Raw genomic sequence first — 26,792 nt, forward strand, 5'->3', positions numbered from 1 at the left:
CCACCTGCATGCCGGAAGCCCCGTGCGACGGGCCTCTCGATGCTGGCATCCGAATTGCAATAGATCACCCGTGCGTCGCGCACGCACGTGCGTTCAACCGATCAAACAGGATGACTCATCGATGTTCAGGAAAAAACTAATCGTCACCGCGCTGGGGGGGCTGCTGACGGGTGCAGCCGTATCGTTGCCCGCCTGGGCGGAAGATGGCGCGGTGACGGCGGCGCCGGACGCGAAGCCGGCGCAACAGGGCGCGGACGATGCCGCCGCGGCAGCGCCGAAGGCCGCCCGTGCGACCCGCGGCACGGCCGCACGCGAAACGAATCTCGGCACGGTGACGGTGACCGCGCGCCGGCGCAAGGAGAGCATCCAGGACGTGCCGGTCGCGGTGAGCGCGCTGAGCGGGGACACGATCAAGAACAACGAGCTGCGCGTGGTGAACGACGTCACGAAATATGTGCCGAACTTCACCGGCCAGTCGACCGAAGGCCGCGAGCGGCCGCGCTGGTTCCTGCGCGGCGTCGGCAGCAACGATCCGTCGGACCTGTCGCTGAGCCCGATCGGCGTGTACTTCGACGACGTCTACATCAACAGCGTGTTCGGGCAGGGCTTCCCGCTGTTCGACCTCGATCGCATCGAAGTGCTGCGCGGCCCGCAGGGCACGCTGTGGGGCAAGAATACCGTCGGCGGCGCGCTCAGCATCACGTCGCAGAAGCCGACCTTCGACGTGAGCGGCTACGGCAAGATCGGGCTCGGCCAGTACAACAGCCGGCTCGCGGAGGCCGCGATCGGCGGGCCGATCGGCAAGAACGACGTGCTGGCCGCGCGCGTGTCGGTGTATCACGAGAACGCCGACAGCTTCTACACGAACACGGTGCAGCAAGGGCGCTTCGGCGGCTTCCACGACAATGCGGTGCGCTTCCAGGTGCTGGCCGTGCCGACCTCGGATACCGATTTCCTGTTCAACATCCACGGCCGCAACTACACGGGCGGCGGCAATGCGTGGCACGCGCAGGGTGCGGGGCCGGGCGGCGCGAACCAGTTCGGCTTCGTCGGGTCGAGCGATCCGTACACGGTATCGCTCAACGCGCCGTCGAGCGATCACATCTCGACCTGGGGCACGTCGCTCACCGCGCACTGGCGCATCAACCCGGCAGTGACGCTGACGTCGATCACCGCGTTCGAAGGGCTGCATCGCTGGTACCAGGACGACGAGGACTATTCCGCGCTCGACGTCGCACGCTCGCACGATCGCCTGTCGAGCCGCCAGTTCTCGCAGGAATTCCGGCTCGAATCGCCGCAGAACGACCGGTTCAGCTGGCTCGTCGGCACGCACCTGTTCACCGAGCAACTGGCCGAGCAGGGCGCCGGCGGCGGCCTGCCGGGCTCGCCGTCGCCCGCGTTCTACCACCTGACCGACCTCACGCAGCACACGCAGAGCGCGGCGATCTTCGGCAGCGTGAAGTACCGCTTCACCGACCGCTTCAACGTGACGGGCGGGCTGCGTTACACGATCGAGCGCAAGAACATCAACCTGACCGGGCTGCAGGGCACCGGCAACGTGACGTTCAGCAATCCGGGAAGCTGGTGGGATCCGTCGTCGGTGTCGTCGCCGCTGGCGGTCAGCGCGCGGCAGAACCAGACGAACACGTGGCGCGCGCCGACCTGGGACCTCACGCCCGAATATGCGCTCAGCAGCAACGTGCGCGCGTATTTCCGCTATGCGCGCGGCTTCCGCTCGGGCGGCTACAACGGCAACGCGTATACGCAGAGCACGGTGTCGACCGTGTCGCCGGAGTACCTGACCGATTACGAGGTCGGCATCAAGAGCGAGTGGTTCGACAAGCGGCTGATCGTCAACGCGAGCGTGTTCCACTACGACTATCGCGACATCCAGGTGTTCGCGCTGGCGCCGAACCCGTTCGGCGGGCCGCCGGTGTCGACGCTGTCGAATGCGGGGCAGGGGCGCGCGGACGGCTTCGAGCTGGAGCTGAAGGCGCAGCCGGTCAACAGCCTCTACCTGTTCGCGAACCTCGGGATGCTGAACACGCGCTACACGGAGTTCCGCTACGTGCCGACCGCCGTCGGCAATTCGTTCGCGCGTTCGCCGCATACGACGATCAACGCGGGCTTCGACTATCGCGTGCCGGTGTCGTTCGGCACGCTGACGGCCGGCGGCGACGTGAATTACCGCAGCCGCGAGTACTTCAGCGCGACGCGGCAGACGATGCCGCAACTCTGGCAGGGCGGCTACACGGTGCTGAACGCGCACGTGTCCTACACGACGCCGAACCAGAAGTACATCGTGACGGGCTACGTGACGAACCTGACCAACAAGGTCTACAAGAAGCTCGAGCTGCTGCCGTCGTATGGCGCGTATCCGGCGCTGTACGGCGATCCGCGCACGGTCGGGATCACGCTGACGGCGAAGATCTGACGGGCAACATGCGGCGGCGCGGCGGCGAGCCGCGCCTGCCGCGCGTCAGATCAGCAGCGACAGCGTCCTGAACAGCGCGAGATCCGCCTTGCGTGCCGAGCGCGCATGCCGGCGGATCACGTGCAGCAGGCAGTCGATGAAGCAGCGCGCGGCGTCGCCGAGCGTGCTGCTGCGCCGCGTGACGATCCCGAGGTCGCGCGGCTCGAAGGTCTCCTTCAGCTGCAACGCACGCATCCGTTCGCCGAACGACGGCACGGCCGCGAGGATCGTCGGGCACCACGTGCACATGTCGGCCTGCTCGAGCATCGTCTGCAGCATCGCCACCGACTGCGCACGCACGATGCGCCGCTCGTCGATTTTGGCGCCGTGGCGCGTGAACAGGTAATCGACGAGCGCGGCCTGGCCGTCGGCCGCGAAATTCAGCACCCAGTCGTGGTCGAGCAGGTCGTGGATCGACCGCGCGTGCTCGAGCGGATGGCCGGCGCGCACCATCACCGCGGTCTCGTAGCGCAGCATCGGCTCGAACGCGAATTCCGGCGTACCGCCCGGTTGCACGTGCCCGAGCGCGAAGTCCATGCTGCCGTCGCGCAACAGCGGCTGCGCGACGGCCATCAGCGCTTCGTAGAGCTCGAGGCGCACGTCCGGCATCTGCTCACGAAAACGCAGCACCGCTTCCGCGAGGAAGGTCATCGTCAGCCACGGCGTCACGCCGAGGCTCAGCCGGCCCTCGACGCGGCCGCGCATGCGCTCGAGATCGCTCTGCGCGTGTTCGAGCTGCTTCAGCACGAGCTTCGCGTGCGTGAGCAGCGTCTTGCCGTATTCGGTGAAGCCGATCCCCTCCGGCGCGCGGACCAGCAGCGGCAGGCGTTCGCTGGCCTCCAGCTCGCGCAGCGCGCGCGTGACGGCCGCCTGCGACAGCCCGAGCGTGCGCGCCGCGCCGCGGATGCTGCCGGCCTCCGCGCTCGCGACGAGCGCCTGCAACTGATGCAGCTTGATCGTGCTCATGGTGCGATACCCGACAACGAAAGGTTGTCATCATAACGAAACCGCGGCTGTTCGCCGGGATTTTCGCTGCCTACGATGCGGGCACGGTCGGTCATTCGGGCGATCGGCAACCGGAACGCATCGAGGAGAATCGGGGTTGGACCACACACCTATCCATCCGGAAATGGCAGCCATCGAGGCGGAGATGATTGCGCTGCGCCACCGGCTGCACGCGCATCCGGAGCTTGGCTTCGAGGAACACGCGACGAGCGATCTGGTCGCCGGGTTGCTGACAACGTGGGGTTATCGGGTGACGCGCGGGCTCGGCGGCACGGGCGTGGTCGGCACGTTGACGCGCGGCCCCGGCAAGCGGCTCGGGCTGCGCGCGGACATGGACGCGCTGCCGATCCGCGAGGCGACCGGGCTGCCGCACGCGAGCCGGTGCGACGGCGTGATGCACGCGTGCGGCCACGACGGTCATACGGCGATGCTGCTCGCGGCGGCGCGCTGCCTGGCCGGGCGGGAACGCTTCACGGGCACGCTGAACCTGATTTTCCAGCCGGCCGAGGAAGGGCTCGGCGGCGCGAAGCGGATGATCGACGACGGGCTGTTCGACCAGTTTCCGTGCGATGCGGTGTTCGCGATGCACAACGTGCCGGGCCTGCCGGCCGGCGTGCTCGGCTTCTGCGACGGCCCGGCGATGGCCTCGGCCGACGAGGTGCAGGTGCGTGTGACCGGGCACGGCGGGCATGGCGCGGCGCCGCATACGACGATCGATCCGGTGGTCGTGTGCGCGTCGATCGTGATGGCGCTGCAGACCGTCGTGTCGCGCAACGTGAACCCGCAGGAGATGGCGATCGTGACGGCCGGCTCGATCCATGCGGGCGCCGCATCGAACGTGATTCCGCCGCAGGCGGATCTGGCACTCAGCGTGCGTGCGCTGTCGCCGGACGTGCGGGCGCTGCTTGAACGGCGCATTCGCGAGATCGTGCACGGGCAGGCCGCCAGCTATGGCGCGAGCGCCGAGATCGACTACCGGCACGCGTACCCGGTGCTCGTCAATCACGCCGCGGAAACCGCGTTTGCCCGCGACGTCGCCCGCGAATGGGGCGGCGACGGCGCGCTGATCCCGCATCTGCGGCCGATCGCGGCCAGCGAGGATTTCGCGTTCATGCTGGACGCGTGCCCCGGCAGCTACCTGTCGATCGGCAACGGCGACGGCGCCGCCGGATGCGGGCTCCACCACCCGGGCTACGACTTCAACGACGCGTGCCTCGCCACCGGCGCGAGCTACTGGATTGCACTGGCGGAGCGCTACCTCGCGTGATGGGCCCGCACGATTTTGACTGACGATTCACACAAGGAAGGAGACTGGTAATGAAGCAGTGGAAACGGATGGCGGCGCTCGCGGTGGCGCTGGCGGCAGGGGCGGCGCATGCGGGCGACTGGGCGGGCAAGGAGATCCGCCTCGCGGTCGATCCGACTTATCCGCCGCTCGAATACAAGCTGCCCGACGGCACGCTGACGGGTTTCGGGATCGACATCACGAACGCGTTGTGCGCGGAGCTGCATGCGCGCTGCGTGTGGGTCGAGTCGAGTTTCGACGGGATGATACCGGGGCTGCTCGCGCGCAAGTTCGACGTGATCGCGTCGTCGATGACGATCACGCCGAAGCGGCAGCAGCAGATCGCGTTCACGAACCGGATCTCGAATGCACCGGCGCGCCTCGTCGCGCGCAAGGGCTCGCCGCTGCTGCCGACGGCCGACGCGCTGAAGGGCAAGCGCGTGGGCGTCGAGCAGGGTTCCGCGCAGGCCGACTACGCGGTTGCGAACTGGCAGCCGGCCGGCGTGCAGGTCGTGTCGTACCAGAACCAGGACCAGGTCTATGCCGATCTCGTGACGGGCCGGCTCGACGCGGCGTTCCAGGCATCGATCGCGGCGAGCGACGGTTTCCTGAAGAAGCCGCAGGGCAAGGATTTCGCGTTCGTCGGCGCGGCGATCGACGACGTGAAGTACTTCGGGCAGGGCGACGGGCTCGGGCTGCGCAAGCAGGACAACGACCTGCGCGACGCCTTCAACCACGCACTTGCGACGATCCTCGCGAACGGCACGTACCAGCGGATCAACAAGAAGTACTTCGACTTCGACATCTACGGCGCGAAGTAAGCGGCGACGCCCGGAAAACGGGCAGTCACGACACGATAAATGAGGAAAACGAATGAACTGGAGATTGGCTTTCGTCGCGGTTCCGGCGCTGTGTGCGGCGCCCGCGCTCGCATTCGCGCAGGGCAGCGTCACGTTGTACGGCCTGGTCGATGCGGGTATCGACTACACGAACAACGTCGGCGGCCACGCTGCATGGCAGATGGCAAGCGGCTTCGCGCAAGGCAGCCGCTGGGGGCTGAAAGGCACCGAGGATCTGGGCGGCGGCTACAGCGCGCTGTTCCAGCTCGAGAGCGGCTTCAACGTGAACAACGGCACGCTCGCGCAAGGCGGCCGCATGTTCGGGCGGCAGGCGTACGTCGGGCTCGGCAGCCCGCGGTTCGGCACGCTGACGCTCGGCCGGCAATACGATGCGGTGGTCGACTATCTCGCGCCGACGACCGCGAACGGCAGCTGGGGCGTCTACCCGTTCTCGCATCCGCTCGACAACGACAACACCGGTAACACGTTCCGCGTGAACAACACGGTGAAGTATGCGAGCCCGGATTTCGCCGGCTTCTCGTTCGGCGGCACATACAGCTTCAGCAACGACACGGGCTTCGCGAACAACCGGCAGTGGAGCGTCGGCGCGCAGTATGAGCAGGGCGGCTTGCTGGTCGGCGCGGCGTTCCTGAATGCGGACAACCCGGGCGCGACGTCGGGCGGTGCGATCGCAGGCTCGGGATCGGTCGGCGCCGATGCGAACTTTGCGTCGGCGCGGCTGCGGATCTTCGGTGCCGGCATCAACTACACGGCGGGGCCCGCGACGGTCGGGTTCGCGTACACGAACAGCAACGTCACGCGGCCGAGCGCGAACGTCGGCTACCTGTTCGGCGACGAGACGATCGAGCCGGTGACCGGCCCGCTCGCGGGGGGCACGGTGTCGTCGATCAAGTACCAGAACTTCGAGGTGAACGGCAAATACCAGTTCACGCCGGCGTTGTTCGTCGGCGCGCAGTACGTGTACACGACGGTGCGCTACGACGCGACGACGGGCAGCGCGAAGCCGAAGATCCATTCGCTCGGGCTGATGGCCGACTACAACCTGTCGAAGCGCACGGACGTGTACCTGATGGGCGCGTACCAGCGGATCGCGGGCGATGCGACGGGCTCGTCGCTCGACCAGGCCTATGTTCCCGGCGCGGCGGACCTGTCGTCGACCTCGAAGCAGCTGATGGTTCACGCGGGGATCCGTCACAAGTTCTGATGGCGCGATGACGGAAGAGGCGGCGGGCCGAGCGACCCGCCGCCTCGACGCGCTTACGGCGCGACGCGGATCACGACCTTCCCGAAGTGCTGCCCCGACTGCAGATATGCATAAGCCTGCGGTGCTTCGTCGAAGCCGAACACGCGATCGACCACCGGCCGGATCTGCTTCGCGTCGACGAGCCGCACGACGTCGTCGAGCATCGCGCGGCTGCCGACCATGATCCCGTGCAACTGCCGGATCCCGCCGATCAGCGACAGCAGCCCGAGTTCGGGGCCGGCGAAGCTGCTGAGGCCGCCGATCACCGACACGATGCCGCCCAGCTTCGTCGCGGCGACCGAGCGCGGCAGCGTGTCCTTGCCGCCGACTTCGACGACCAGATCCGCCCCCGCGCCGCCGGTGAGTCGCAGCACGTCGTGCTGCCATTCGGGCGTCGCGCGATAGTTGATGGTTGCGTCCGCACCGAGTGCGCGGGCGCGCTCGAGCTTCGCATCGCTCGACGACGTGACGATGGTGCGCAGCCCCGCCGCATGCGCGAGCTGCAGCGCGACGATCGACACGCCGCCGGTGCCGAGCAGCACGACGGTCGCGCCGGGCCGCAGGTCGCCGTCGGCGAACAGCGCGTTCCACGCGGTAATCCCGGCGCACGACAGCGTCGCTGCCTCGTCGTAGTTCAGATGCGCGGGAATCGCGACCAGCGCGGCTTCGTCGGACACGAAATGTTCGGCCAGCACGCCGTCGAATTGCGCGCCGGGCGACCCCGAGACTTTCCGCGGCGTGGGCGGCCCGTCGATCCAGTGCGGGAAGTACGTGTTGATCACGCGATCGCCCGGCTTGAAGCGCGTGACGTCGCGGCCGGTTTCGATGATTTCGCCGGCGCCGTCGGCCACCGGGATCAGCGCGTCCGTGCCGATGCCGAGATAGTCGCCGCGCGCGAACATCAGGTCGCGGTAGTTCAGGCCGGCGGAGTGGATCTTCACGACGACGTCGGTCGGCCCGACCGCGCGGCGTGTCGCGTCGATGCGCCGAAGCCCGGCCGCGCCGTCGCCCGGTTTCACTTGCCATGCGTGCATGTCGACTCCTTTTCGAGATAGAGCGGACTATCATAGTGTTGCGCACGGGGACGCATTGGCGAGAATTCGGCCGACGACTGTCGCCTGTGCGGACACAACCCTGTGACCCAACCGGAGCGGAATGGCATGGACGAGCGGCTGAGAGGCGTGGCCGAATTTGTCGACGTGGTGGAGTCGGGCAGCTTCGCGGCGGCCGCGCTGCGGCTCGGTGTCACGCGCTCGGCTGTCGCGAAGGTCGTCGCGCGGCTCGAGCGCCGCCTCGGCGCGCGGCTCCTGCAGCGCACGACCCGCCAGCTCGGCCTGACCGACGAGGGGCTCGTCTATTACGAGCAGTGCCGGCGGCTGCTGGCCGAACTCGGCGAGACGGAGGCCGCGCTCGACGCGGGGCAGCGCGAGCCGGCGGGGCGGCTGCGCGTCAGCGTGCCCGTGCTGTTCGGGCGGCAGTGCGTGGCGCCCGTGATGCGGCGCCTCGTCGAGCGCCATCCGCGGCTCGAGATCGACGTGTCGTTCAGCGACCGCGTGGCCGACCTGGTCAATGACGGCTTCGACATCGCGGTGCGCATCGGCGAGCTGGCCGATACGAGTGCGCTGGTCGGCCGCAAGCTCGGCGTGCAGCGCATGGGGATCTGCGCGTCGCCCGCGTATCTCGACCGTCATGGCCGGCCGGCGGGGCTCGACGCGCTCGCGTCGCACGTCGGCATCGCGTATTCGCGCGGCGGGCAACCGACGCCGTGGCGGGTTCTCGGCGCGGACGGTGCGGTGCACGACCATCGTCCGGCCGGCCGCCTGCGGCTCGACGACCTGCAGGCGATCGCCGATGCGGCCGCCGCCGGCGCGGGCCTCGCGTGGCTGCCGTGCTGGCTGATGGCGCCTTACCTGCGCGACGGCCGCCTCGCGCTCGTGATGGACAGCAACAGCGTGTCGGGCGCCGAAGTGTTCGCGGTGCGGCCGGCCTCGCGCCAGGTGCCGTCGAAGGTGCGCGTCGTCATCGATGCGCTCGTCGACGAGATACCGCGCATGCTGGCGTCGGATGATTGAGGCCGGCGCGGTGCGGCGATCGCGACAGGCCCGCGCCGCACCGGCTCAATTCGTGGCCCGGTGCGGATTGCAGTCCACCGAATACTCCGCGTGCTCGCCATTGACGTGCAGGACCAGCGTCGCCTGGCAGATGTCGCCCGATTCGACGCTCAGCCGCAGCGTCGCCAGCGGCTGATCCTCGCCGCCGGCGAGTCGCGATTCGCCGGAGCGCGTCAGCGAGGCCGAGCCGGCGCCGCCGGTCCTGGTGATGCGCAGGCTGTACGACACGTCGACCGGCGCGGCCGCCCGCACGTGCGGCACGATGTTCACGCCGCCGGCACTGGCGGCGATGTCGAAATAGGCGTTGAGATCGTGAATGCCAACCATGATCGTCCCCTGTCGAATGAAAAAAAGGCCGAACGGGTAACCGTCCGGCCTTTTCGTTACACCGGCGGTGCTTAGTGCTGCTTGAGCGAAACGGTGTTGTTGAAACCGTTCTGGTTGATGCTCGCGTAGTTCGCGTTGCCTTGCTGTACCAGCGTGGCGTTGTTGTTGTAGCCGATCTGCGTCACGTAGCCCTGGTTGCCCGTGCCCGACACTTGCGACGCGTTGATGATGTTGAAGCCGCCGGCCTGCGACAGGCTCAGCACGTCATCCGCACCCGTCTGCGACGCATTGGCGTAGTTGCCGATGTCGCCCGACTGGCTCACCGTCACCGACGAGCCCGATGCGGCCGACTGCGTCACCGACGCCAGGTTGTCCGCCGACGCCTGCGTGATGGATGCCGTCGAACCGGCCGAGCTGCTCTGCGTGATCGACGCCGTGTTGAACGCGGCCGTTTGCGTGATGGACGCGCCGTTGCCGTAGCCGTACTGCTGCGTGATCGTCGCGTTGTTCGACGCGGCCGACTGGTTGATCGTCGCGTTGTCGCCGAACTCGAACCACTGATTGACGGTTGCGTTGTTGCCGTCGGCGGTCTGCGTGATCGACGTCGCGTTGCCGGCCGCCGCGAGCTGGTGCACCGTGGCGTTGTTGCCGCTCACGCCGCCCGATTGCGAAATCGTCGTCGTGTTGCCGCCGCCGAACGACGAGTTCACGGTGGCGGTTTCGGTGCCGCTCTGGGTCGTCGTGACCTGGTCGCCAGCCTCGGCGAACTGCGTCACGCTGGCGTTGGTCGTGCCGCCCGTTTGCGTGATCGACGTCGCGTTTCCGCCGCCCCAGGTCGTCTGGACGTTCGCGGTGCCGTTGTTGCCGGTCTGCGCGATGCCGACGGTGTTGCCGACCGTGTCCGTCTGCGCGACGGTCGCGTTGTTGCCGATCGCCGACTGGCTCGGCGTGCCCTGGTTGATCGTCACGTTGTTCCAGCCGCCGCCTTGTTGCGAAATCGACGCGCTGTCGATGTAGCTGTACTGGTTGATCGTGTTGGTGTCGTATTGCGGGCCGCCCGTGTAGGCCGACGTCGTCTGCGTGATGGTCGCCGAGAAGTCTCCGCCGCCGGACTGCGTCACATAGTTCCGCTCGTTCGACGTGCCCGTCTGCGACACGTTCACGCTCGAATACGGCTGCGCCCACCAGGAGTTCTGCTGGATCACGGTCGTGTCGCCGTTGCCGCCCTGCGTCGTCACGTTGGCGACGAACCCGTAGCGGGGATCGTTGCCGGCTGCCGACTGGTTGATCGACACCGCATCACCGTTCGTCGCCGTCTGTTCGACGGTTGCCGAGTTGAAGTTGCCGGTTTGACCGATGTTCACGGTGTTACCCGACGAATCGGCCTGTGCGGCAGCCGATGCGAGCATCAGCACTGCGATTGCGATTGCAGACTTGGTCACCTTCATTTGTTGCTCCTGATTCGAAAGAAAATTCGCCGGAAAAGTGGATCTTTTGCCGGCACCCCCGCCAATTGAGGACGCTCTCACGTCCCGCACCTCACACCACTTGAAGCAAAGCACCTGCAAACTGCATAACCGTTACCGCGTCAGCACCGTGGCGCGCGCACCGTTGCCGGTCTGGATCACCTGGATGCCGGTGTTCGATCCGCCCTGCACGAGGTTCACCGCGTTGTTGCTGCCGTTCTGCGTGACGCGCGCCGACAGCGACGTGCCGACCTGCGTCGAGTCGACCGAATTGCCGGCGCCGTTCTGTTGCACCTGCAACGTGTTGCCGTTGCCGCGCTGCGTCGCATTCAACCTGTTGCCCAAGCCGGCCTGCGACGCCGCGATCCAGTTCTGCGCACCGGCCTGCCGCGCGACGATCGCGTTGCCGTCGCCGGCCTGCCAGATCAGCGCACCGTTGTGGCCGGCCTGGTCCAGCGACGCGGCATTGCCGACACCGCTCTGGCGGACCGCGACGATGTTGCCGCTGTAGTCGAATGCCGGTTCGGGCGGGCCGAGATCGTTGAGCGGCACGGGTGCCGCAAACGCCGCCTGCATGGCGGCTGCTGCCCACACGGTCGCGAGCGCCTGCCGCGCCACGCGGGCGCGCCCGTTCCGATCATGGTGTCGATTCATCATGTGTTCTCCGCTGGCCGGCGTGGGCCGGTTAATGAGTGGACGCGCCCTGGCGATCGATCTTCTGCGGGTCGTACGCGGTGTTCGCGTCTTCCATGTCCTGCGCGTATTTCCGGTCTTCCTGCAGATACCGCTGCATCGTCGGGTCGTACCAGTCCTGGTCGTTCTTCAGCACCCAGGTCTGGTTCGCGACCCCCTGGACGATCAGGTGCGTGAGCGCCGATTCGATCGCTTCGTTCACGCAGATCTGCGCGGGTTCGTTACGTGTCAGCCCGGCTTCCGCCTGCAGCAGGTCCTTGAAGCCGACGAAGCGATAGATGCCCGTGTCGACCTGATACGAGTAGACGGTCTTGGTCGTCGACACGCTGTTGAGCACCTGGCCCGTGCGGATGTCGATCGCGCGCAGGTTGACCGTGACCTGGTCGATCCGGTATTGCGTCGACCCGCTGATCCCGAGGTAGGCGACGCCGGCCCCGCCGGTCCGGACGTTCGTGTCGTAGCCGACGATGCCGCCCTCGAGCACGATGTTCGCGGGCATCAGCGGCGCCATCGCATCGTTCTGCGCCTTCTTCGCATCCGTGCCGTCGGTGGCGCGCATGATCTTGCGTTCGGTCAGCAGGTCCTGCAGGTTCTCGCGTTCCACCGGCGTGAACCAGCCGGAGTCGCGCATCGCCTTGACGAGGAACGACGCGCCGCCCTGCGTGACCTGCGACGAGAAGGAGCTGTCCGGCGATGCCTTGTACTGCCCGGTCAGATCGCGAAAGCCGTACACGGCCGCGACGATCTTGCCCTTCGGCGGCGGCAGGTGCGTGAGGTCGCGCGTGGTGCGCGTCGGCGGCGTCAGCGTCGCGTTGCTCAAGGCCGGCATCGGCCGCGTGACGCAGCCGACCAGCGACAGCAGCAACAGCGCGCCCATGGCGATCCGTGTCGTCCCCGTGTTCAAGCGTGTGCGTTCAGCATTTGTTTTCATGATTCGCTCAGTCGTTTTTTGATTTATTGGCCGTTGCTGACGATGAACGTCGAGGTCGCACCCGTCGTCTTGTCGGTGGTCGTCACTTGCAGGTTGCCGTTGCCGGCCGCACTCACGACGATCGTGAAGTTGCCCGTGCTGATCGTCCCCGGCTTGAGTTCGCCGTTGGTGCCGACGATCGAGTTCGTCACCGAGCCGGCGACGCGCGACAGGATTGCCTGCTGCAGCTGCGCATTGAACTGGTCGAGCGACGACGTGGACGTCGGCGATGAATACGCCGACAGCGACGGATCCGTGTGCTTGTTCTGCGCGTTGGCCTCGTTGAGCAGATTGGGGCCGTTTGCCGGGTTGCCGCCGAAATTCGGGTTGTTCGGCTGATAAACCAGCGTCGACGACCACGCATACGGCGACACCGCGGTCATCGCGACCAGCGCGATCACGCTCAATCTGATTCGATTCATTTTCCCTCACCCCTGTTTTTGATTAATCGACTAAATCTCGTCTTTGGCCAGATCCGAATCGGGAAACAGCAAATTCGACAGATCGTCCTGAATGACGGTTTGAAAGGAAATACCGGCGGCGCTTTCGGCCACGGCCTTGACGTTTGCGCGTGCGATCGGCAGGAAGGTCTGGAATACGCGCTTTTGCTGGAATTCGACCCAGATCAGGCTGCCGTAACGCCCGGACGGACGTTCGTGAATGGCGACCATGTAGCGCTCGCTCAGCGGGATTTCCGACCACGTCTGCGAGAAGTAGGTATAGAAATCGCGGCCGGCGAGCGTCACGGCATCGGTCGTGACCGTGCCGCCGAGCTGGTCTTCGGGAAGGGCGTGGCGCGCGGCGGCCCGGGCGCCGGCCGACGCGGCGCCGGTGGCCGGCTTCGCCGCGGCCGGGCCCGCGCCGGGCGCGGGCTGCGGTGCTTCAAGGACGCGTTCGGCGTTCAGCAGCGTCGACGGCGGCGCAATCGGATGCCCGCCGTTCACCGCCGCGGAAGGCGGTGCGTCGACGGTGTCTTGTGCCTGCGCGCGCGCCGTCGCGAATAGCGACAGGCACGTCACGGCCCCCCAGGCCAATCGCCTGCTTGCGCTCGATACCATTTCCCCGACCCCGGAATCATTTGTACGAAATAAGGCCCCGCCCGATTTTCGGGTTATTCGTTCCTGGTCGAACGCGGCACATGGTGGGGGGAGTCAGCAAGAGGCATGCCCGCCGCTGTTTTAAACGGTATATTTGTTTAAGTCGTTATTCGTCTAATTTTTGAATCGCATATTCTCGTCACGTAAAACGTTTGCGAGTTCGATATTCATTTACAAGCTTTCTTTTATAAATGGAGCATTACAGTTTAATCAGACGATATTTAATGAAAATCGTGATTTGGAAATTCCTCGCGATGCTGACGCGGAGAAAACGTAACGTGTTGCTACGGGTTCGGCCGTAACGACACGACGTAACGTCCCGTTACGCACATGGAATCGTCCGATGAAAACGCAGGTTCCGATGCTCGCGACGATGCCCGCGCGCCGGTGTCGGCGCGCATCGCGCACGCGCACATGTGTGCGCGCTGATGGCGGGTATTCTGTTTGCGCGCATATTCCGCCACCCCGTTAGCATGTGACGAATCGGACTTTGGTTGCCGCGCACGCGACGCTAAGATCGCCGATCCCGTAGATCGAGCGTTCCAGAACAATGAAAAAGTCCGCGTCGCCGTTGCATGCCTTTCGTTTCCGTGTCGTCTGCGCCGCGATTGCCGGCGCGCTGTCGCTCGCGTCGTGCGGCGGCGTCGACAGCGATACGCCGTCGTCCCAGACGAACAACCCGCCGCCGCTGGCCGCGAAACGCCCGAACATCCTGTACATCATGGCCGACGATCTCGGCTATTCCGACATCCATGCATTCGGCGGCGAGATCAACACGCCGAACCTCGACGCGCTCGTCGCGTCGGGCCGCATCCTGTCGAACCATCACACGGGCACCGTCTGCGCGATCACGCGCGCGATGCTGGTGTCCGGCACCGACCACCATCTCGTCGGCGAAGGCACGATGGGCGTGCCGACCGATGAACGGCGCGGGCTGCCCGGCTACGAGGGCTACCTGAACGACCGTGCCCTGTCGTTCGCACAACTATTGAAGGATGCCGGCTACCACACGTACATCGCGGGCAAGTGGCATATCGGCTCGGGGATCGTCGGCAGCGCGACGGGCAGCGGGCAGACGCCCGACCAGTGGGGCTTCGAGCGCAGCTACGTGCTGCTCGGCGGCGCGGCGACGAATCACTTCGCGCACGAGCCGGCCGGCTCGTCGAACTACACGGAAGACGGCCGCTACGTGCAGCCTGGCCAGCCCGGGCAGCCGGGCGGCACGGGCGGCAGCCCCGCCGTGTTCTATTCGACCGATTTCTATACGCAGAAGCTGATCTCGTACATCGATTCGAACCAGCGCGACGGCAAGCCGTTCTTCGCGTACGCGGCCTACACGTCGCCGCACTGGCCGCTGCAGGTGCCCGAGCCATGGCTGCACAAGTACGCGGGCGTCTATGACGCCGGCTACGACGCGATCCGCAACGCGCGGATCGCGCGGCAGAAGGCGCTCGGCCTGATCCCCGCCGATTTCAAGCCGTTCGACGGCCTGCCTGAAACCACGGCTGCGTCGCCCGCGACCGCGAACAACGGCACGGCCGCCGCGAAATACATCAGCGCGGTGCATTCGGCCGCGGACGGCTACAGCGACTACGGCCCCGGCAAGGTCGACAAGCTGTGGCCGAGCCTGTCGCCGGCCGAGCGCAAGGCTCAGGCGCGCTACATGGAGATCTATGCGGGGATGGTCGAGAACCTCGACTACAACATCGGCCTGCTGATCCAGCACCTGAAGGACATCGGCGAATACGACAATACGTTCATCATGTTCCAGTCGGACAACGGCGCGGAAGGCTGGCCGATCGATTCGGGCGCCGACCCGACGGCGACCGACACCGCGAACGGTCAGGACCCGATCTATTCGACGCTCGGCACCGACAACGGCAAGCAGAACGCGCAGCGCCTGCAGTACGGGTTGCGCTGGGCCGAAGTGAGCGCGTCGCCGTTCCGGCTCACGAAGGGCTATTCGGCCGAAGGCGGCGTCTCGACGCCGACGATCGTGCGCCTGCCGGGCCAGACGCAGCCGTTGCCGACGCTGCGCGCGTTCACGCACGTGACCGACAACACGGCGACGTTCCTCGCGGTCGCGGGCGTCACGCCGCCGTCGCAGCCGGCGCCGCCGCTCGTCAACACGCTGACGGGCGTCGACCAGAACAAGGGCAAGGTGATCTACAACAACCGCTACGTGTATCCGGTCACCGGCCAGTCGCTGCTGCCGGTGCTGACGGGCACGGCGACGGGCGAGGTGCATACCGCGCCGTTCGGCGACGAAGCATACGGCCGCGCGTACCTGCGCAGCGCCGACGGCCGCTGGAAGGCGTTGTGGACCGAGCCGCCGCTCGGGCCGCTCGACGGTCACTGGCAGCTGTACGACCTCGCGGCGGATCGCGGCGAGACGACCGACGTGTCCGCGCAGAACCCGTCGGTGATCAGCACGCTCGTCGACCAGTGGAAGAGCTACATGAGCAACGTCGGCGGTGTCGAACCGCTGCGTCCGCGCGGCTACTACTGAAGCCGGGGGCGACACGATGCGGTTCCGGTTCTGGACGATCGGCGCGGCGCTGGCCGGCACGCTGTTCGCCGCCGCGTTCGCGGCCGGCTATGCGAATCCCGTCGCACCGGCGGGCGGCGCCTTCGACGACGCGAATCGCGGCCGCGCGCTCGCGCCGCTCGGCTCGGAGCGACAGTGCGCGCGCTATTCGGGGCTGCCGGCCGGATGGCGCGACGACCCGAAGGCCGGAATGGTGCACCTGCGCGGCGGCGCGTTCGTGTTCGGCAGCACGCGCGGCTATGCGGACGAGCGCCCGGCGGGCGACGGCCGCACGCGGGTCGGCGGGTTCTGGATCGACCAGACCGACGTGACGATCGCGCAGTTCGCCGCGTTCGTGCAGGCGACCGGCTACGTGACCGAGGCCGAGCAGCAGGACGGGGCGGCCGTGTTCCACGTGCCGACGCGCGACGAGATGAACACGCGCGATCTTGCCTGGTGGTCGTGGGTGAAGGGCGCGTCGTGGCGTCATCCGCACGGGCCGGGCAGCGGCATCGACGGGCTCGGCAACCTGCCCGTCACGCTCGTCACGCAGCGCGATGCGCTCGCGTATGCGCGCTGGCTCGGCCGCGACCTGCCGACCGAAGCCGAGTGGGAATACGCGGGCAAGGCCGGCCGCGACGACGCAGCGCTCGACGCGGCGCCGCGCGATGCGCAGGGCAAGCCGGCCGCGAACTACTGGCAGGGCGTGTTCCCGGTGCTCGACACGGCCGAGGACGGCCATGCGGGGCTCGCGCCCGTCGGCTGCTACGCGGCGAACGGGTTCCGGCTCTACGACATGATCGGCAACGCATGGGAATGGACCAAGGACACGTACACGGGCCCGCACCAGCCGCATACGAACGGCGACACGGCGGCCGTCGCGCCGCCGACGCGCCGGCACGATACGCCGATGGTCATCAAGGGCGGCTCGTTCCTGTGCTCGCGCGACTACTGCGTGCGCTATCGCGCGTCGTCGCGCGAACAGCAGGAAGCCGATCTCGGCGCGTCGCATATCGGGTTTCGCACGATTCTGAGGGATGCAACATGAGGCGGGTCGTGCATGACGTGGGCGCGTGGCTGATGGTTGCGTGCGCAATCGTTCATTCGGGTTTGACCGTGGCCGCCGAATCGGCCGCACCGGCGGTACGCGTCGGCGTGACGCGCGGTGTGCATGCGCAGATCCTGGACGAAGTGAAGCGGGTCGCCGCGTCGCGAGGATTCGGCATCGACGTGGTCGAATTCGACGATGCATCGCGCATCGATGCGGCGCTGGCCGACGGCCGGATCGACGCAGCCAGCTTCGAGGATGCACAACAGCTTGCCGCGACGCGCGCACAGAAGCGCTACGCGCTGACCGAAGTCGCGCCGACCGTCACGCTGCCGATGGCGCTTTATTCGCGCAAGCTGAAGAACCTGAACGAACTGCAGCCCGGCGCGACGGTCGCGATTCCCGCCGATCCGCGCGGGATGGCGCGCGCGCTCGTGCTGCTGCAGAACGACACGCTGGTGACGCTGCGCGAGCGGGCCGGCCTGCGTGCGACGCTGCGCGACGTGACCGGCAACCGGCTCGGGCTGAAGCTCGTCGCACTGCGCCGCGATCGCCTTTATGCCGCGCTCGACACGGCCGCGTTCGTCGCGATCGACAGCGACGATGCCGCGCGTGCCGGGCTGCAGCCCGCACGCGACAGCATCAGCATCGAGGATGCGCGCTCGCCGTATGCGAACGTGCTGACGGTGCGCGATGCCGATCGCGCGAAGCCGTGGGTCACGCAGCTCGTCGCCGCGTATCACTCGGACGACGTCGCGCGCTTCATCCTCACGCGCTACCAGGATTCGGTGCGGCGGCCGTGGTAGACACGTACCTGCTCGCGTGCAACGCATGCGGACGCTGCTGCAACAGCGCGCCGACGCTGTCGTTGCGCGAACTGTTCCGGCACGGGCATCGCTTCGTCGGTGCGCTGACGATCCGTCGCGTGCCGACGCGTCGAACCGGCGAGCGCTGGCGTGCGGGCGGTCGCGAGCACACGCTCGATGCGGAGGACGTCGCGGCGTCCGATGCGCTGTCGGCGCGGTTGTTTCATCGCAGCGGCGGCGCGGCGAGCGAATGGATCGCGCTGACGCTGCAGGGCTACGACTATCCGTCGCTCGGCCGTTGCGCGGCGCTGGCCGACGACGGACGCTGCAGCGTGCATGCGGACAAGCCGTCGATCTGCCGCGCGGTGCCGCTCGATCCGATGCTGCCCGACCGCTTGCAGTCCCGCGTGCTGGCCGCACGCCGCGACGATGCGGGATGGCTTGGCGCGAACTGCATCATCGAAGCGGCGAGCACGCAATCTTCTGTTGAATCGTCATTCCCGATTCCACTGGTGACGGCCGGGCAGGTCGCGGACCGTGCGGCGCTCGACGCGTATCGCGATGCGCTGGTGTTCGAGCGCGCGGTGTGGCGGGATGCCGTGTTCGCATCGTTGACCGATGGCGGGCAGGATGTGCGGCATGCACTGTCGCGGCTTGCGCCCGGCGGCTACCTGACCGTGTCGATCGTGCCGGTCCTGCTGGCCGTCGCATCGATATCGGCGCATTGCCGCACACGCTGCCTCGCGTTCATCGACGCGCAACTCGCGTTGATCGGGTTGAACATCGAAGCAGCACTCGCGCGCCGGCATGCCGACGACCGGCCCGCGACGCGCGAGTTGCGCGGCTTCGCGCAGGCGCTTGAACGGGCACGGCACGCCCTGGCCGCGATGCCGGCGCCCGCGGCCGGGATCCGTGAGGACGCACCGCACATCGACGCGTGGCTCGCCGACCGGCCCGACCTCGATACGCTCGCCACGTAATGACAGCGGCCAGCCGCACGTGCCTTACAATCGGCGCTCTTTCAATCGCTTTCGATGGAGCGGGCATGTACGCGTCGACCTTCATTTTCCGTGCCGGGCAATACGACGACGAATTCCACCGTCTCGACCGGCAGATCGCCGACATGGCGCGCGCAACGCCCGGCTATCTCGGCGAGGAGACGTGGGAGAACGCCGAATCGGGGCTGATCCAGAACGTCTATTACTGGGAGTCGGAGGCGGCGCTGCAGCAGCTGATGCAGCACCCGGCGCATCTCGAGGCGAAGACGAAACAGGCGCGCTGGCTGGACGGCTATCGCGTCGTGATTTCGAAAGTGTTGCGCGAGTATGGCGACGGCAAGCTCGCGCAGCCGCATGCGGGCCAATCCGCCTGACTGGCTGTCTGATTCATTTCTTTCGCATTACGGATCAATAACAAGGCGCCGCACTCGGCAGCCCGTGTTTTCTCGCGGGTTTCCGCGGGATCGCGTGCAATCAATTCTTCATCAAGCATGGCTAAGGTGGCGGGGCTTCACGTCGTCAGTCTGTCCACCCACAACGTCCTCACTCGATGTCGTACGGAGCCTTGTCCATGCCGAATCTCGCCTTGTCCGCGAAGCGCCGCCGCGCGCTGCGCGATCGTGCCGTTCCCGTCTTCGCACTGACGCTGATTGCCGCGAGCATCGGCGCACATGCTGCCCCGCATGACGACGACGGCGACAGCCGTTTCGTGCCGGGTTTCGTGCCCGGCTTCCTGGTCGTCAGCCGCAGCGTGTACGACAACGTGTCGAGCAACGTCCAGCCCGGCGCGATCCTGCCGCCGAACTGCGCGAAGACCACCGGCGGTTGCGGCGCGGCATCCGGCGCGCCGAACGACGGCACCTATCCGACCGTGTGGAACAACGACCGCTACGACGGCAGCTTCGGCATCACGTCGCGCATCTTCCTCGACCAGATCACGCCGGCCGGCGGTGTCGTCAGCACGCTCGAAGTGCCGAACAGCCTGCAGAAAGGCTTCGCGCACGACCAGCTGGTGACGAGCTTCAGCTCGAAGTCGGAACTCGGCCTGCACCTGTCGCTCGACGGCCGCTATCTGACGTTCATGGGCTACGTCGCGCCGGTCAATGCGGTCGACGTGTCGAACTCGAACACGCCGCTGGCGGTCGATACAACCAACCCGGACGGGCAGAACTTCTATCGCGCGATCGCGCGCGTCGATCGCCACGGGCATTTCCGCTTCACCGAGACGAACGCGTACAGCGGCAACAACGGCCGCGCGGCGATCCTGAACAATCGCGACGGCCGCGAGATCTACTACACGTCGGGCAACGCCGGCAACGGCGCGAACCCGCAGCCGGACAACGTGATCCTCGGCGCGGGCGCGCAGCTCATCGACGGGGCGACGCATCACGAAGCGCAGCAGGATCCGGGCGTGCCGACGCCGCTCGCGAGCTTCTCGGTCACGGAACTCGGCGCGAAGGCCGACAAGATCGGCAAGGACGACAACTTCCGCGGCATCGCGGTGCACGACAACGTCGTGTACTACACGAAGGGCAGCGGCGGCAACGGCGTGAACACGGTGTACTTCGTCGATACGACCGGCACCGCGTGCCCGTCGGGCGTCGGCGTGCCGTCACCGAAGGCCGTGCTGCCGACCGCGCCGCTCGCGTACAACGCCGCCACGCTGCAGACGGCTGGCCTGCCGAACACCATGTGCGTGCTGGCCGGCTTCCCGAGCACGCCGAACAAGACCGCGACGACGCTTGCCTATCCGTTCGGGATCTGGTTCGCCGACGCGAACACGCTGTATGTCGCGGACGAGGGCGACGGCTACACGGGCGGCGCGGACCTGTACACGCATGCCGCTGCGCAGAAGACGGCGGGCCTGCAGAAGTGGGTCTACGACGCGGGTACGAAGCAGTGGAAGCTCGCCTATACGCTGCAGAACGGGTTGAATCTCGGTCAGCCGTATTCGGTCGCCGGCTATCCGGCGGGCAACAATTCGGCCACGGGCCTGCCGTGGGCACCGGCGACGGCCGGCCTGCGCAACCTGACGGGCCGCGTCGAGCGCGACGGCACGGTGACGATCTGGGCGATTACGTCGACCGTCAGCGGCAACGGCGACGTCGGTGCGGATCCGAACCGGCTGGTGGCGGTGCGTGACGTGTTGAAGAACACGAGTGCGGCCACGGCTGCGCATGAGCAATTCGCGGTGCTGCGGACTGCGAAGTTCGCGGAAGTGCTGCGGGGGATCGAGTTCGCGCCGGGGACGGATACGGGGCGGTGGCGCTGAGGTAACGGGGCTCGGTTGAGGCCGGGGTTGAAGGCGAACGCGGCTGCCGGATGGCGGCGGCCGCGTTTAGTTGGTTGGGTTTGCCCGTCGCTGGGCGCGCGGGTTTGCCTCGTGCGCTCCAGGTCTTAAGAGGGACGGGGGCTAGGTACTTCTTCGTACCAGTGCAAATCGCCCGTCGGGCTTTCGCGTACCACCGGTATGGGCTTGCCAGTACGAACTCAATCGGATGGGTCTTACGATCGTTCCTGATATTCCTCGAACCACATCCACCGACCCGGCTCAAACAGGTTCGTGTACTGGTTTCGTTCTGCTTGCTCCCGAGGGGTGAGCTTGCGGACATCGGGAAATTTCTGACCTTTCCTGATCGCATGAGGGGTTACGCACGAAAGCACGATCAGGGCGGTCCCAATAGGCTTGAACCGCTTCCGGACACGCATAAGCATCTTCTTCATGTAACTGGCTCCGGTATCCCTCTTCGAATCTCACCATCTTTTTGCTTATGGGCTTTCGTCTTTCCGGGTCACGCTTGATTAAATTCCGGGTCGTGCATCCACCATACCGGATGATCGTGCGGCTCTCGCAGCCACATCCAGCGGCCCGGCACGTGCTCGGTAGGCCGCCGTTGTTCGCGTTCCTCCCAAGGCATCAACGTGCGGACCGTTGGGGAATGCTCGCCCCTTGTAGACCACCAATGAGTGGCTGGAAACCGTGGAGAATCCCTCCCACAACCCGGTCTCGGGACACAACATGCCAGTGCACAGGTTCATTTCGCCGTATTTCTGACGTTTCGCCTGCCGCTCTTCAAGGCGACGTTGCCTGCGTTCCTCGGGCGTCAAGATTTTGTATGTGCGGCGAATTCTCACTTCATCAAGGAAGGGCGGAGATGATCCGTCTAGCGAATTTACGTAAAATAGATTCACATTCACGGGAAACTTGCTTCCCGGAATGTCTTTTGAGCGGTAGCGGAAGGATCGCAAATTCGGCATATTCGGATCGTGTACCATCATCTCGTTCCCGTATCGACGAGTTCCCTCTCCGTCGACCCAGTAGTCCTCCAACTGAAGAAGCGATTTCATTTCCGTAGCCGACAAACCAGCAACCCTTGCGTCGAAGATAATCCTTACTCCGGCCGGAACAATTTTTACCTTGTCGCGATTATCGCTGTAGTCCTCCGGGTCGTCGCCTGTGGAAAATTCAATCTTCGTCCCGTGCAGCGCACGATTTGCGTATTTATAAAGAAATCCTTTTGCGGGAGGATGCGTCCACGTTGTGTAGTTTGTCCCAAAGATAATATTCTTCGGATCGTATGGCGCATCATCGCGCAGGATCGACATTGCTGTTTTAAGGATGGTGCGCAGCGCGACGCGCTGCTCCTCGGCTGTCGTGTGCATTTCAAATCCCTCCCCCAACGGCGTTAAGTGAAGCATCGTATCCTCCTGTGCACGTGCCGGGGTTGCGCACGAAAGCACGATCACGGCGGTCCCAATAGGCTTGCACCACTTCCGCACACGCATAAGCATCTTCTTCATGTAACTGGCTCCGGTATCCCTCTTCGAATCTCACCATCTTGGCCGCTGTTTCTGGCGACACTCTCAACAGCTTGCACACCTCAGCCTGTGCAATTGGCACGTCGGGCTTCAGATAGGATCCGCCCGTCTGATTCTGCAGATACGAAATCATCCAGTAATAGTGGAAAATCAACATGCGATGAAGTCCGGTGGCAACCCGTGCATCGCTTGGGATTTGAGTTTTCTTTGCAATCGCGTAAATATCTTCGTGGATGTATTGTTGATAAACGGCATTTATTTTCTGAAACAAAGAATAATCGTCGCTGTGCTGATTAAGCAAAGCCATCATCCAGAATGCCTGCTGGCAGTGTCGTGCTTCGTGATAAAGCAAGTCGGCGAATGCCTTCAGGTTGCCATTCAAGGCCGCTGCATTGTTTGATGATGTGATGATCTTCAGTATCTCGGTTTCTTGAATGATGATTGTCCACTTTGGTATGGAGAACGACGCGCTTACGTCCGAGCGCATGTTGTATTTGGCAAAACCTTCCGTTGAATTAACAATATCGATCTTGGGAGTCGCCCCATTTGAATTCATCGGGTCCCCTGAAGAACCACTTGGCAAGCCAAACGGCCCAGCGGCAAGGGCGGTATTCAATACATTGCCAACCGCGAGCGCGATGCTTTCCTTTGCCTTATCGGATATCTCGCCGCTTAACGTATCGAACCTGCCCCACTCGATCCCGTTGAGTGCCTTCTTGATCGCTACCGCATAGGCCTTCGCCACCGGATACTCGACATCCCGGCGCACCGGCATGTCAGGAGGTGCATCACCCTGTTTAGCCCCGTCGATGAAGTGATGGAAGCGCAACCCGAAGTTCAGCGGATCGCAGGTCGCGAACGCGGCCGGCTGACGCTCGGACGTCGCCCCCTGTTCGGGGGTGCTGACCTTCTTGCCCTTGATCGTCGTGGTGCGTTTGTCGGCGTTCGGCGCTTGCGCGGTGTAGGGCGTCGTGTTCTCGCGCACGATGGCGGCCCGATTCACCGCAATCACCTTGTCCGGATCGCTCGCCGCCAGCAGCTCCACCGTGCCGAACGCGATATCGTGGCTCGTCACCACGTCCGTTTCGCCCAGCTCGTTACTCACGCCCTCCATCACGCGTCCGTTGTCGAGCGTGACCCGGTACGGCTGGTTCGGCAGCGCAAATCCGCTGTCATGCTCCAACAGCACGAAGTGCGCCGCGTACTGCCCCGGATTGTCGGGTGTGACCGGCAGGCGCATGGGTCGCACCTGGCCTTCGTCTGTCTGATGACTGCCGGCATAGATCGTATGTTCGCCGGCCGTTCGCACCACATACCCCTGATCGCTGATGCGAACCTCCGTACTGCCCGCGTGCAGCACGATTTCCTCTGCCGCGTGCAGGTGGATACTGTCGGCCGTGCTCGTGATCTGGATTGCCTTCCTGGCGCTCACGTCAACACCATCGGTCCGCGCGTCGATCCGCACTTTCCCCGCTGCGGCGACCAGCGCGATGCCGGCCTTTTGCACGAACAGCGAAAACGCATTCGACACGCTCGCGAACAGCGAACGCCCCACGGCGAACCCGACATGCCGGCCGGTCGTCACCGCCACATCCTCTGCGCTCGCGATATGGGTGCTACGCTCGGACGCAAGACTAATCCCTGCCGGCCCGGTCATCACAATGTCGGGTTCCGTCAGCTCCGGGAATTCGTCCACCGTACCGGACGGTGTTCCCCGAATCGCATCGCAACGCGCCTTGATCGCACGGGTTACATCGCTCTGGTCTGCACCACGTTGTTGTGCGTCGTGCTGCTGCGCCAAATTCGTAAGGCTTTCTTGCAGCTCGCGCGCCTGCGTCAGCCGGCCCACCGCCTCCTTGGCGTCCTTCGCATGGCCTGGGCCACCTGGTTGTCCGTCTGCCGAGAAGAGCATGCCCTTCAATGCCCGGACAACGCCCCAGTCATCGGTCCGAAGATCGAAGCCTCTGCCGCGAGCATCGGCGCGCCCCGTCTTGCGCGTCATTCGCCGAAGGTTGCCGAGGCTCAGCATCGACATGCCCGCGTCGCTGGCAAGCTGCGTCTGGATTTGTTCCCGCGTATCGTCGATCGCCAGATGGCCGGATGCCGTGCCATGGAGCTCCCTGCCACGAATGACCGACACCGCGTGGTTGTGCGGTTGGTCCAGTGCAGGCTGGCGGAACGCATTGACGGCGCTCCCGATGATCACCGGCAAGTCCGGATCGCCGTAGTAGTGCGACACCGCCACTTCATGACCGATGCGCGGAATGAACGTCGCACCCATGTCCGCGCCTTGCCAAGGCGACAGCACACGCAGCCAGATGCCCGAATTCTCGTCGTGCTTGCCCTGCCGGTCCCATGCGAATTGCACCTTCACGCGGCCGTATTGATCCGTCCAGATTTCCTGTCCGGCGGGGCCGACGACAATCGCTTTCTCGGGGCCGCCCATAATGGGCTTGCGTACGCTGCGCTCGAGCCGGAACAGCTCGTTCGTCGGCAGCAGTTCGAATTGCGCGTCGGCGCGATAGGTCCGCGCGCCGCCGGCTCGCCCTGCGACTTCCTCGATATCGAGCGTGCAGGTCACAACCACATACTCGCGATTCGCCGCCTGCTGCGGATGGCCGATGAGCGTGAAGGTGTGGCCGACCGTGAGGCCGCGCAGACTTCCTTTACCGTTCGCCCGTCGCCCGGCACAGCGCTGCGCCTCAAGCCGCACACGCGCGAAGTGCCGCGCCTCCCACTCCGTATCGTTTGGCTGGCCCGTCAGTCCTTGCGCGCCGGCGAGCGGCTGACTGTAGTCTCCCCAGTCATAAATCTCGCCATCCGAGCTGGCCGTCGGACGAGGGTCTTCCACGGTAGTGTCCAGCCTCGCGCGTGGCCGCGTGTAGTCGTAATCCGTCACGCTCACGGATCCTGCCGTCAATCGACTGGTTACGGACAGCGTATGAATGTGTTCCTCGTCGATGCGCTGACCGCCGGGTGGCAGATAGCGCAAGGTCTCGTAAGCCTCGCCGTGCGGTTGGTGTCCGCCCATCGTGTCGCACAAGACCAGACGGTGATGGCCGTCATCATGTTCGAACCACCACCAGATGCCCCATTCCTCCCAGAGCCGTTGCAGGAACGCCCAGTCCGATTCAAACGCCTGGCGCTGCACGTCGCGTTTGGGATAGACGCCCCTGAATGCGCCCAGACGCTTGTCGACGGGGTAGGGATATTTCGAAAGCACCGCGTCGGTGATTTCAACGACGGTCATATCCTGAAACAGCCGGCAATCCTGCGTGAGGGTCGCGCGATAGAGCCATGGCCGCAGTTCGAGTTCGTACAGGATCGCGTCACGATCCTGACCGGCAAGCCGTGCCACTTCGACCAATCCGGTGATCTCGCGCGTACCCGCCCCAATGTTGCCGCGCCCGGTGTTACCCGCCAGCCCCGGCATGAACCGACCTTTGCCTTCGAGCAGGATCGACACGGTGACTTCCGTGCCGACTATCTTGTCCAGATCGAGATCGGCCGTGCGGCTCGGCGAAATAGCATAGGCGTCGTCGGTGCGCAGTGTGACGAGGTAGCGGCATTCGTCGAGGCGGCCGATGGTTTCGGTGCCTTGCAGGCGCACCGGGATGAATACCGGCAGCGCATCCACGCCATAGGTCGGCAATGACGCACCCGCGATCGACAGCGTGCGAGCCTGAGCAAAAAGCGCCATTTACGCTGCCCCTGTCGTCCGCTGACCAATGATGGTCGCACCGCACCCGGTCTTGTCGCCGTGATAGCCCACGCGCCGGCCGTGATGCGTGCGCCGGCCACTCGCCAGCAACGGAAAAACGCCACCGCATTTCGGACAATGGACGCCGTGGCCATCAAGCGCTACGCCAATTCCGAGATGTTTCAGGTCATGCGCACATTCGACGACTTCGCCGCCGTGGTCGGTTGAGTCACCCAGGCGGACCATTTCGCGGCCTCGTGCATTCTTCATCATCGATCTCATCTATCACGTGGAGCGAGATTGATAACGCGGAAATTCGAAGCCGACTATGGGATGAATACGATTTTTCGGACTTTGACTTTCG

General features: G+C 65.5%; 23 protein-coding genes. 11 read left to right on the forward strand and 12 right to left on the reverse strand.

Annotated elements, in window-relative coordinates:
• Nucleotides 1-121: 121 nt before the first annotated feature.
• Nucleotides 122-2,434 carry a TonB-dependent receptor gene (locus tag CFB39_RS20215; protein ID WP_089474175.1) on the forward strand — a complete coding sequence of 771 codons (2,313 nt, stop codon included), beginning with the start codon at nucleotides 122-124 and terminating at the stop codon, nucleotides 2,432-2,434.
• Between the two features lie 45 nt (nucleotides 2,435-2,479).
• On the opposite strand, the gene CFB39_RS20220 is transcribed toward CFB39_RS20215, so the two are convergent.
• The gene (locus CFB39_RS20220; protein WP_089474176.1) at nucleotides 2,480-3,439 is read right to left on the reverse strand and encodes a LysR substrate-binding domain-containing protein; all 960 of its coding nucleotides are present in this window, start codon (nucleotides 3,437-3,439) and stop codon (nucleotides 2,480-2,482) included.
• Between the two features lie 184 nt (nucleotides 3,440-3,623).
• Between CFB39_RS20220 and CFB39_RS20225 the strand changes: the two genes are divergently transcribed.
• Genes CFB39_RS20225 through CFB39_RS20235 form a run of 3 tightly spaced genes read left to right on the forward strand, consistent with a single transcriptional unit; the run spans nucleotide 3,624 to nucleotide 6,827 of the window.
• Nucleotides 3,624-4,745 (forward strand): M20 aminoacylase family protein, encoded by a 1,122-nt coding sequence (locus tag CFB39_RS20225; RefSeq protein ID WP_089475612.1) that lies wholly within the window; start codon nucleotides 3,624-3,626, stop codon nucleotides 4,743-4,745.
• A gap of 50 nt (nucleotides 4,746-4,795) precedes the next feature.
• A complete protein-coding gene (locus CFB39_RS20230; protein ID WP_089457612.1) occupies nucleotides 4,796-5,584 on the forward strand; it encodes an ABC transporter substrate-binding protein in 789 nt (262 codons plus the stop codon).
• Between the two features lie 52 nt (nucleotides 5,585-5,636).
• Entirely contained in the window at nucleotides 5,637-6,827 is a 1,191-nt protein-coding gene (locus tag CFB39_RS20235) for a porin (RefSeq protein WP_089474177.1), read from the forward strand.
• Between the two features lie 53 nt (nucleotides 6,828-6,880).
• Here CFB39_RS20235 and CFB39_RS20240 read toward each other — a convergent pair whose 3' ends face one another.
• Nucleotides 6,881-7,900 (reverse strand): NAD(P)-dependent alcohol dehydrogenase, encoded by a 1,020-nt coding sequence (locus tag CFB39_RS20240; protein WP_089474178.1) that lies wholly within the window; start codon nucleotides 7,898-7,900, stop codon nucleotides 6,881-6,883.
• 126 nt (nucleotides 7,901-8,026) lie between these two features.
• On the opposite strand from CFB39_RS20240, the gene CFB39_RS20245 reads away from it, so the two are divergent.
• The gene (locus tag CFB39_RS20245) at nucleotides 8,027-8,938 is read left to right on the forward strand and encodes a LysR family transcriptional regulator (protein ID WP_089428290.1); all 912 of its coding nucleotides are present in this window, start codon (nucleotides 8,027-8,029) and stop codon (nucleotides 8,936-8,938) included.
• Nucleotides 8,939-8,983: 45 nt separating this feature from the next.
• On the opposite strand, the gene csgH is transcribed toward CFB39_RS20245, so the two are convergent.
• From csgH to CFB39_RS20275, 6 genes are all read right to left on the reverse strand, one after another.
• A complete protein-coding gene (gene csgH / locus CFB39_RS20250) occupies nucleotides 8,984-9,304 on the reverse strand; it encodes a curli-like amyloid fiber formation chaperone CsgH (protein ID WP_089474179.1) in 321 nt (106 codons plus the stop codon).
• 71 nt (nucleotides 9,305-9,375) lie between these two features.
• Entirely contained in the window at nucleotides 9,376-10,752 is a 1,377-nt protein-coding gene (locus CFB39_RS20255; RefSeq protein WP_089474180.1) for a hypothetical protein, read from the reverse strand.
• Between the two features lie 132 nt (nucleotides 10,753-10,884).
• Nucleotides 10,885-11,424 carry a hypothetical protein gene (locus CFB39_RS20260; RefSeq protein ID WP_144030289.1) on the reverse strand — a complete coding sequence of 180 codons (540 nt, stop codon included), beginning with the start codon at nucleotides 11,422-11,424 and terminating at the stop codon, nucleotides 10,885-10,887.
• A 31-nt stretch (nucleotides 11,425-11,455) separates the two neighbouring features.
• On the reverse strand, nucleotides 11,456-12,340 hold the full coding sequence (locus CFB39_RS20265) for a CsgG/HfaB family protein (RefSeq protein ID WP_256991434.1): 885 nt from the start codon (nucleotides 12,338-12,340) through the stop codon (nucleotides 11,456-11,458).
• Between the two features lie 77 nt (nucleotides 12,341-12,417).
• Nucleotides 12,418-12,855 (reverse strand): curli assembly protein CsgF, encoded by a 438-nt coding sequence (locus tag CFB39_RS20270; RefSeq protein ID WP_089474183.1) that lies wholly within the window; start codon nucleotides 12,853-12,855, stop codon nucleotides 12,418-12,420.
• A 30-nt stretch (nucleotides 12,856-12,885) separates the two neighbouring features.
• Nucleotides 12,886-13,467, reverse strand: coding sequence for a CsgE family curli-type amyloid fiber assembly protein (locus CFB39_RS20275; protein ID WP_179257711.1), 582 nt, complete (start codon nucleotides 13,465-13,467; stop codon nucleotides 12,886-12,888).
• A gap of 613 nt (nucleotides 13,468-14,080) precedes the next feature.
• Between CFB39_RS20275 and CFB39_RS20280 the strand changes: the two genes are divergently transcribed.
• From CFB39_RS20280 to CFB39_RS20305, 6 genes are all read left to right on the forward strand, one after another.
• Nucleotides 14,081-16,039, forward strand: a complete 1,959-nt coding sequence (locus CFB39_RS20280; RefSeq protein WP_089474185.1) for an arylsulfatase — start codon at nucleotides 14,081-14,083, stop codon at nucleotides 16,037-16,039.
• Between the two features lie 16 nt (nucleotides 16,040-16,055).
• On the forward strand, nucleotides 16,056-17,105 hold the full coding sequence (locus tag CFB39_RS20285) for a formylglycine-generating enzyme family protein (RefSeq protein ID WP_089474186.1): 1,050 nt from the start codon (nucleotides 16,056-16,058) through the stop codon (nucleotides 17,103-17,105).
• Entirely contained in the window at nucleotides 17,102-17,911 is an 810-nt protein-coding gene (locus CFB39_RS20290; protein ID WP_089474187.1) for a MetQ/NlpA family lipoprotein, read from the forward strand. The genes CFB39_RS20285 and CFB39_RS20290 overlap by 4 nt, the downstream gene beginning before the upstream one ends.
• Complete coding sequence (locus CFB39_RS20295; protein WP_089474188.1) at nucleotides 17,905-18,891, forward strand: YkgJ family cysteine cluster protein; 987 nt, start codon at nucleotides 17,905-17,907, stop codon at nucleotides 18,889-18,891. The genes CFB39_RS20290 and CFB39_RS20295 overlap by 7 nt, the downstream gene beginning before the upstream one ends.
• A 65-nt stretch (nucleotides 18,892-18,956) precedes the next feature.
• Nucleotides 18,957-19,283, forward strand: a complete 327-nt coding sequence (locus CFB39_RS20300) for an antibiotic biosynthesis monooxygenase (RefSeq protein WP_089474189.1) — start codon at nucleotides 18,957-18,959, stop codon at nucleotides 19,281-19,283.
• 197 nt (nucleotides 19,284-19,480) lie between these two features.
• On the forward strand, nucleotides 19,481-21,181 hold the full coding sequence (locus tag CFB39_RS20305; RefSeq protein ID WP_089474190.1) for a hypothetical protein: 1,701 nt from the start codon (nucleotides 19,481-19,483) through the stop codon (nucleotides 21,179-21,181).
• A 233-nt stretch (nucleotides 21,182-21,414) separates the two neighbouring features.
• Here CFB39_RS20305 and CFB39_RS20310 read toward each other — a convergent pair whose 3' ends face one another.
• The 4 genes from CFB39_RS20310 to CFB39_RS20325 all read right to left on the reverse strand — a co-directional run bounded on the left by CFB39_RS20310 (nucleotide 21,415) and on the right by CFB39_RS20325 (nucleotide 26,698).
• On the reverse strand, nucleotides 21,415-21,633 hold the full coding sequence (locus CFB39_RS20310; protein WP_144030290.1) for a hypothetical protein: 219 nt from the start codon (nucleotides 21,631-21,633) through the stop codon (nucleotides 21,415-21,417).
• A 78-nt stretch (nucleotides 21,634-21,711) separates the two neighbouring features.
• Entirely contained in the window at nucleotides 21,712-22,608 is an 897-nt protein-coding gene (locus CFB39_RS20315; protein ID WP_256991435.1) for a hypothetical protein, read from the reverse strand.
• Entirely contained in the window at nucleotides 22,574-26,428 is a 3,855-nt protein-coding gene (locus tag CFB39_RS20320) for a type VI secretion system Vgr family protein (RefSeq protein ID WP_089474192.1), read from the reverse strand. Before CFB39_RS20320 ends, CFB39_RS20315 begins: the two co-directional genes overlap by 35 nt.
• Nucleotides 26,429-26,698: a PAAR domain-containing protein gene (locus tag CFB39_RS20325; RefSeq protein ID WP_089475613.1), complete on the reverse strand. Its 270-nt coding sequence runs from the start codon at nucleotides 26,696-26,698 to the stop codon at nucleotides 26,429-26,431. It abuts the gene before it with no gap.
• Nucleotides 26,699-26,792 lie beyond the last annotated feature (94 nt).

The organism is Burkholderia sp. AU6039 (genome assembly GCF_002223365.1).
Lineage (GTDB): Bacteria > Pseudomonadota > Gammaproteobacteria > Burkholderiales > Burkholderiaceae > Burkholderia.

Excerpts from the sequence above, each read along its gene's own strand:
- CFB39_RS20285 (WP_089474186.1), top strand. The coding sequence starts at position 16,056 with ATGCGGTTCCGGTTCTGGACGATCGGCGCGGCGCTGGCCGGCACGCTG.
- CFB39_RS20305 (WP_089474190.1), top strand. The coding sequence starts at position 19,481 with ATGCCGAATCTCGCCTTGTCCGCGAAGCGCCGCCGCGCGCTGCGCGAT.
- CFB39_RS20235 (WP_089474177.1), top strand. The coding sequence starts at position 5,637 with ATGAACTGGAGATTGGCTTTCGTCGCGGTTCCGGCGCTGTGTGCGGCG.
- CFB39_RS20290 (WP_089474187.1), top strand. The coding sequence starts at position 17,102 with ATGAGGCGGGTCGTGCATGACGTGGGCGCGTGGCTGATGGTTGCGTGC.
- CFB39_RS20310 (WP_144030290.1), bottom strand. The coding sequence starts at position 21,633 with ATGAAGAAGATGCTTATGCGTGTCCGGAAGCGGTTCAAGCCTATTGGG.
- CFB39_RS20255 (WP_089474180.1), bottom strand. The coding sequence starts at position 10,752 with ATGAAGGTGACCAAGTCTGCAATCGCAATCGCAGTGCTGATGCTCGCA.
- CFB39_RS20220 (WP_089474176.1), bottom strand. The coding sequence starts at position 3,439 with ATGAGCACGATCAAGCTGCATCAGTTGCAGGCGCTCGTCGCGAGCGCG.
- CFB39_RS20280 (WP_089474185.1), top strand. The coding sequence starts at position 14,081 with ATGAAAAAGTCCGCGTCGCCGTTGCATGCCTTTCGTTTCCGTGTCGTC.
- CFB39_RS20240 (WP_089474178.1), bottom strand. The coding sequence starts at position 7,900 with ATGCACGCATGGCAAGTGAAACCGGGCGACGGCGCGGCCGGGCTTCGG.
- CFB39_RS20320 (WP_089474192.1), bottom strand. The coding sequence starts at position 26,428 with ATGGCGCTTTTTGCTCAGGCTCGCACGCTGTCGATCGCGGGTGCGTCA.
- CFB39_RS20215 (WP_089474175.1), top strand. The coding sequence starts at position 122 with ATGTTCAGGAAAAAACTAATCGTCACCGCGCTGGGGGGGCTGCTGACG.
- CFB39_RS20230 (WP_089457612.1), top strand. The coding sequence starts at position 4,796 with ATGAAGCAGTGGAAACGGATGGCGGCGCTCGCGGTGGCGCTGGCGGCA.
- CFB39_RS20300 (WP_089474189.1), top strand. The coding sequence starts at position 18,957 with ATGTACGCGTCGACCTTCATTTTCCGTGCCGGGCAATACGACGACGAA.
- CFB39_RS20325 (WP_089475613.1), bottom strand. The coding sequence starts at position 26,698 with ATGAAGAATGCACGAGGCCGCGAAATGGTCCGCCTGGGTGACTCAACC.
- CFB39_RS20265 (WP_256991434.1), bottom strand. The coding sequence starts at position 12,340 with ATGGGCGCGCTGTTGCTGCTGTCGCTGGTCGGCTGCGTCACGCGGCCG.
- csgH (WP_089474179.1), bottom strand. The coding sequence starts at position 9,304 with ATGGTTGGCATTCACGATCTCAACGCCTATTTCGACATCGCCGCCAGT.
- CFB39_RS20260 (WP_144030289.1), bottom strand. The coding sequence starts at position 11,424 with ATGAATCGACACCATGATCGGAACGGGCGCGCCCGCGTGGCGCGGCAG.
- CFB39_RS20270 (WP_089474183.1), bottom strand. The coding sequence starts at position 12,855 with ATGAATCGAATCAGATTGAGCGTGATCGCGCTGGTCGCGATGACCGCG.
- CFB39_RS20315 (WP_256991435.1), bottom strand. The coding sequence starts at position 22,608 with ATGCTTCACTTAACGCCGTTGGGGGAGGGATTTGAAATGCACACGACA.
- CFB39_RS20225 (WP_089475612.1), top strand. The coding sequence starts at position 3,624 with ATGATTGCGCTGCGCCACCGGCTGCACGCGCATCCGGAGCTTGGCTTC.
- CFB39_RS20245 (WP_089428290.1), top strand. The coding sequence starts at position 8,027 with ATGGACGAGCGGCTGAGAGGCGTGGCCGAATTTGTCGACGTGGTGGAG.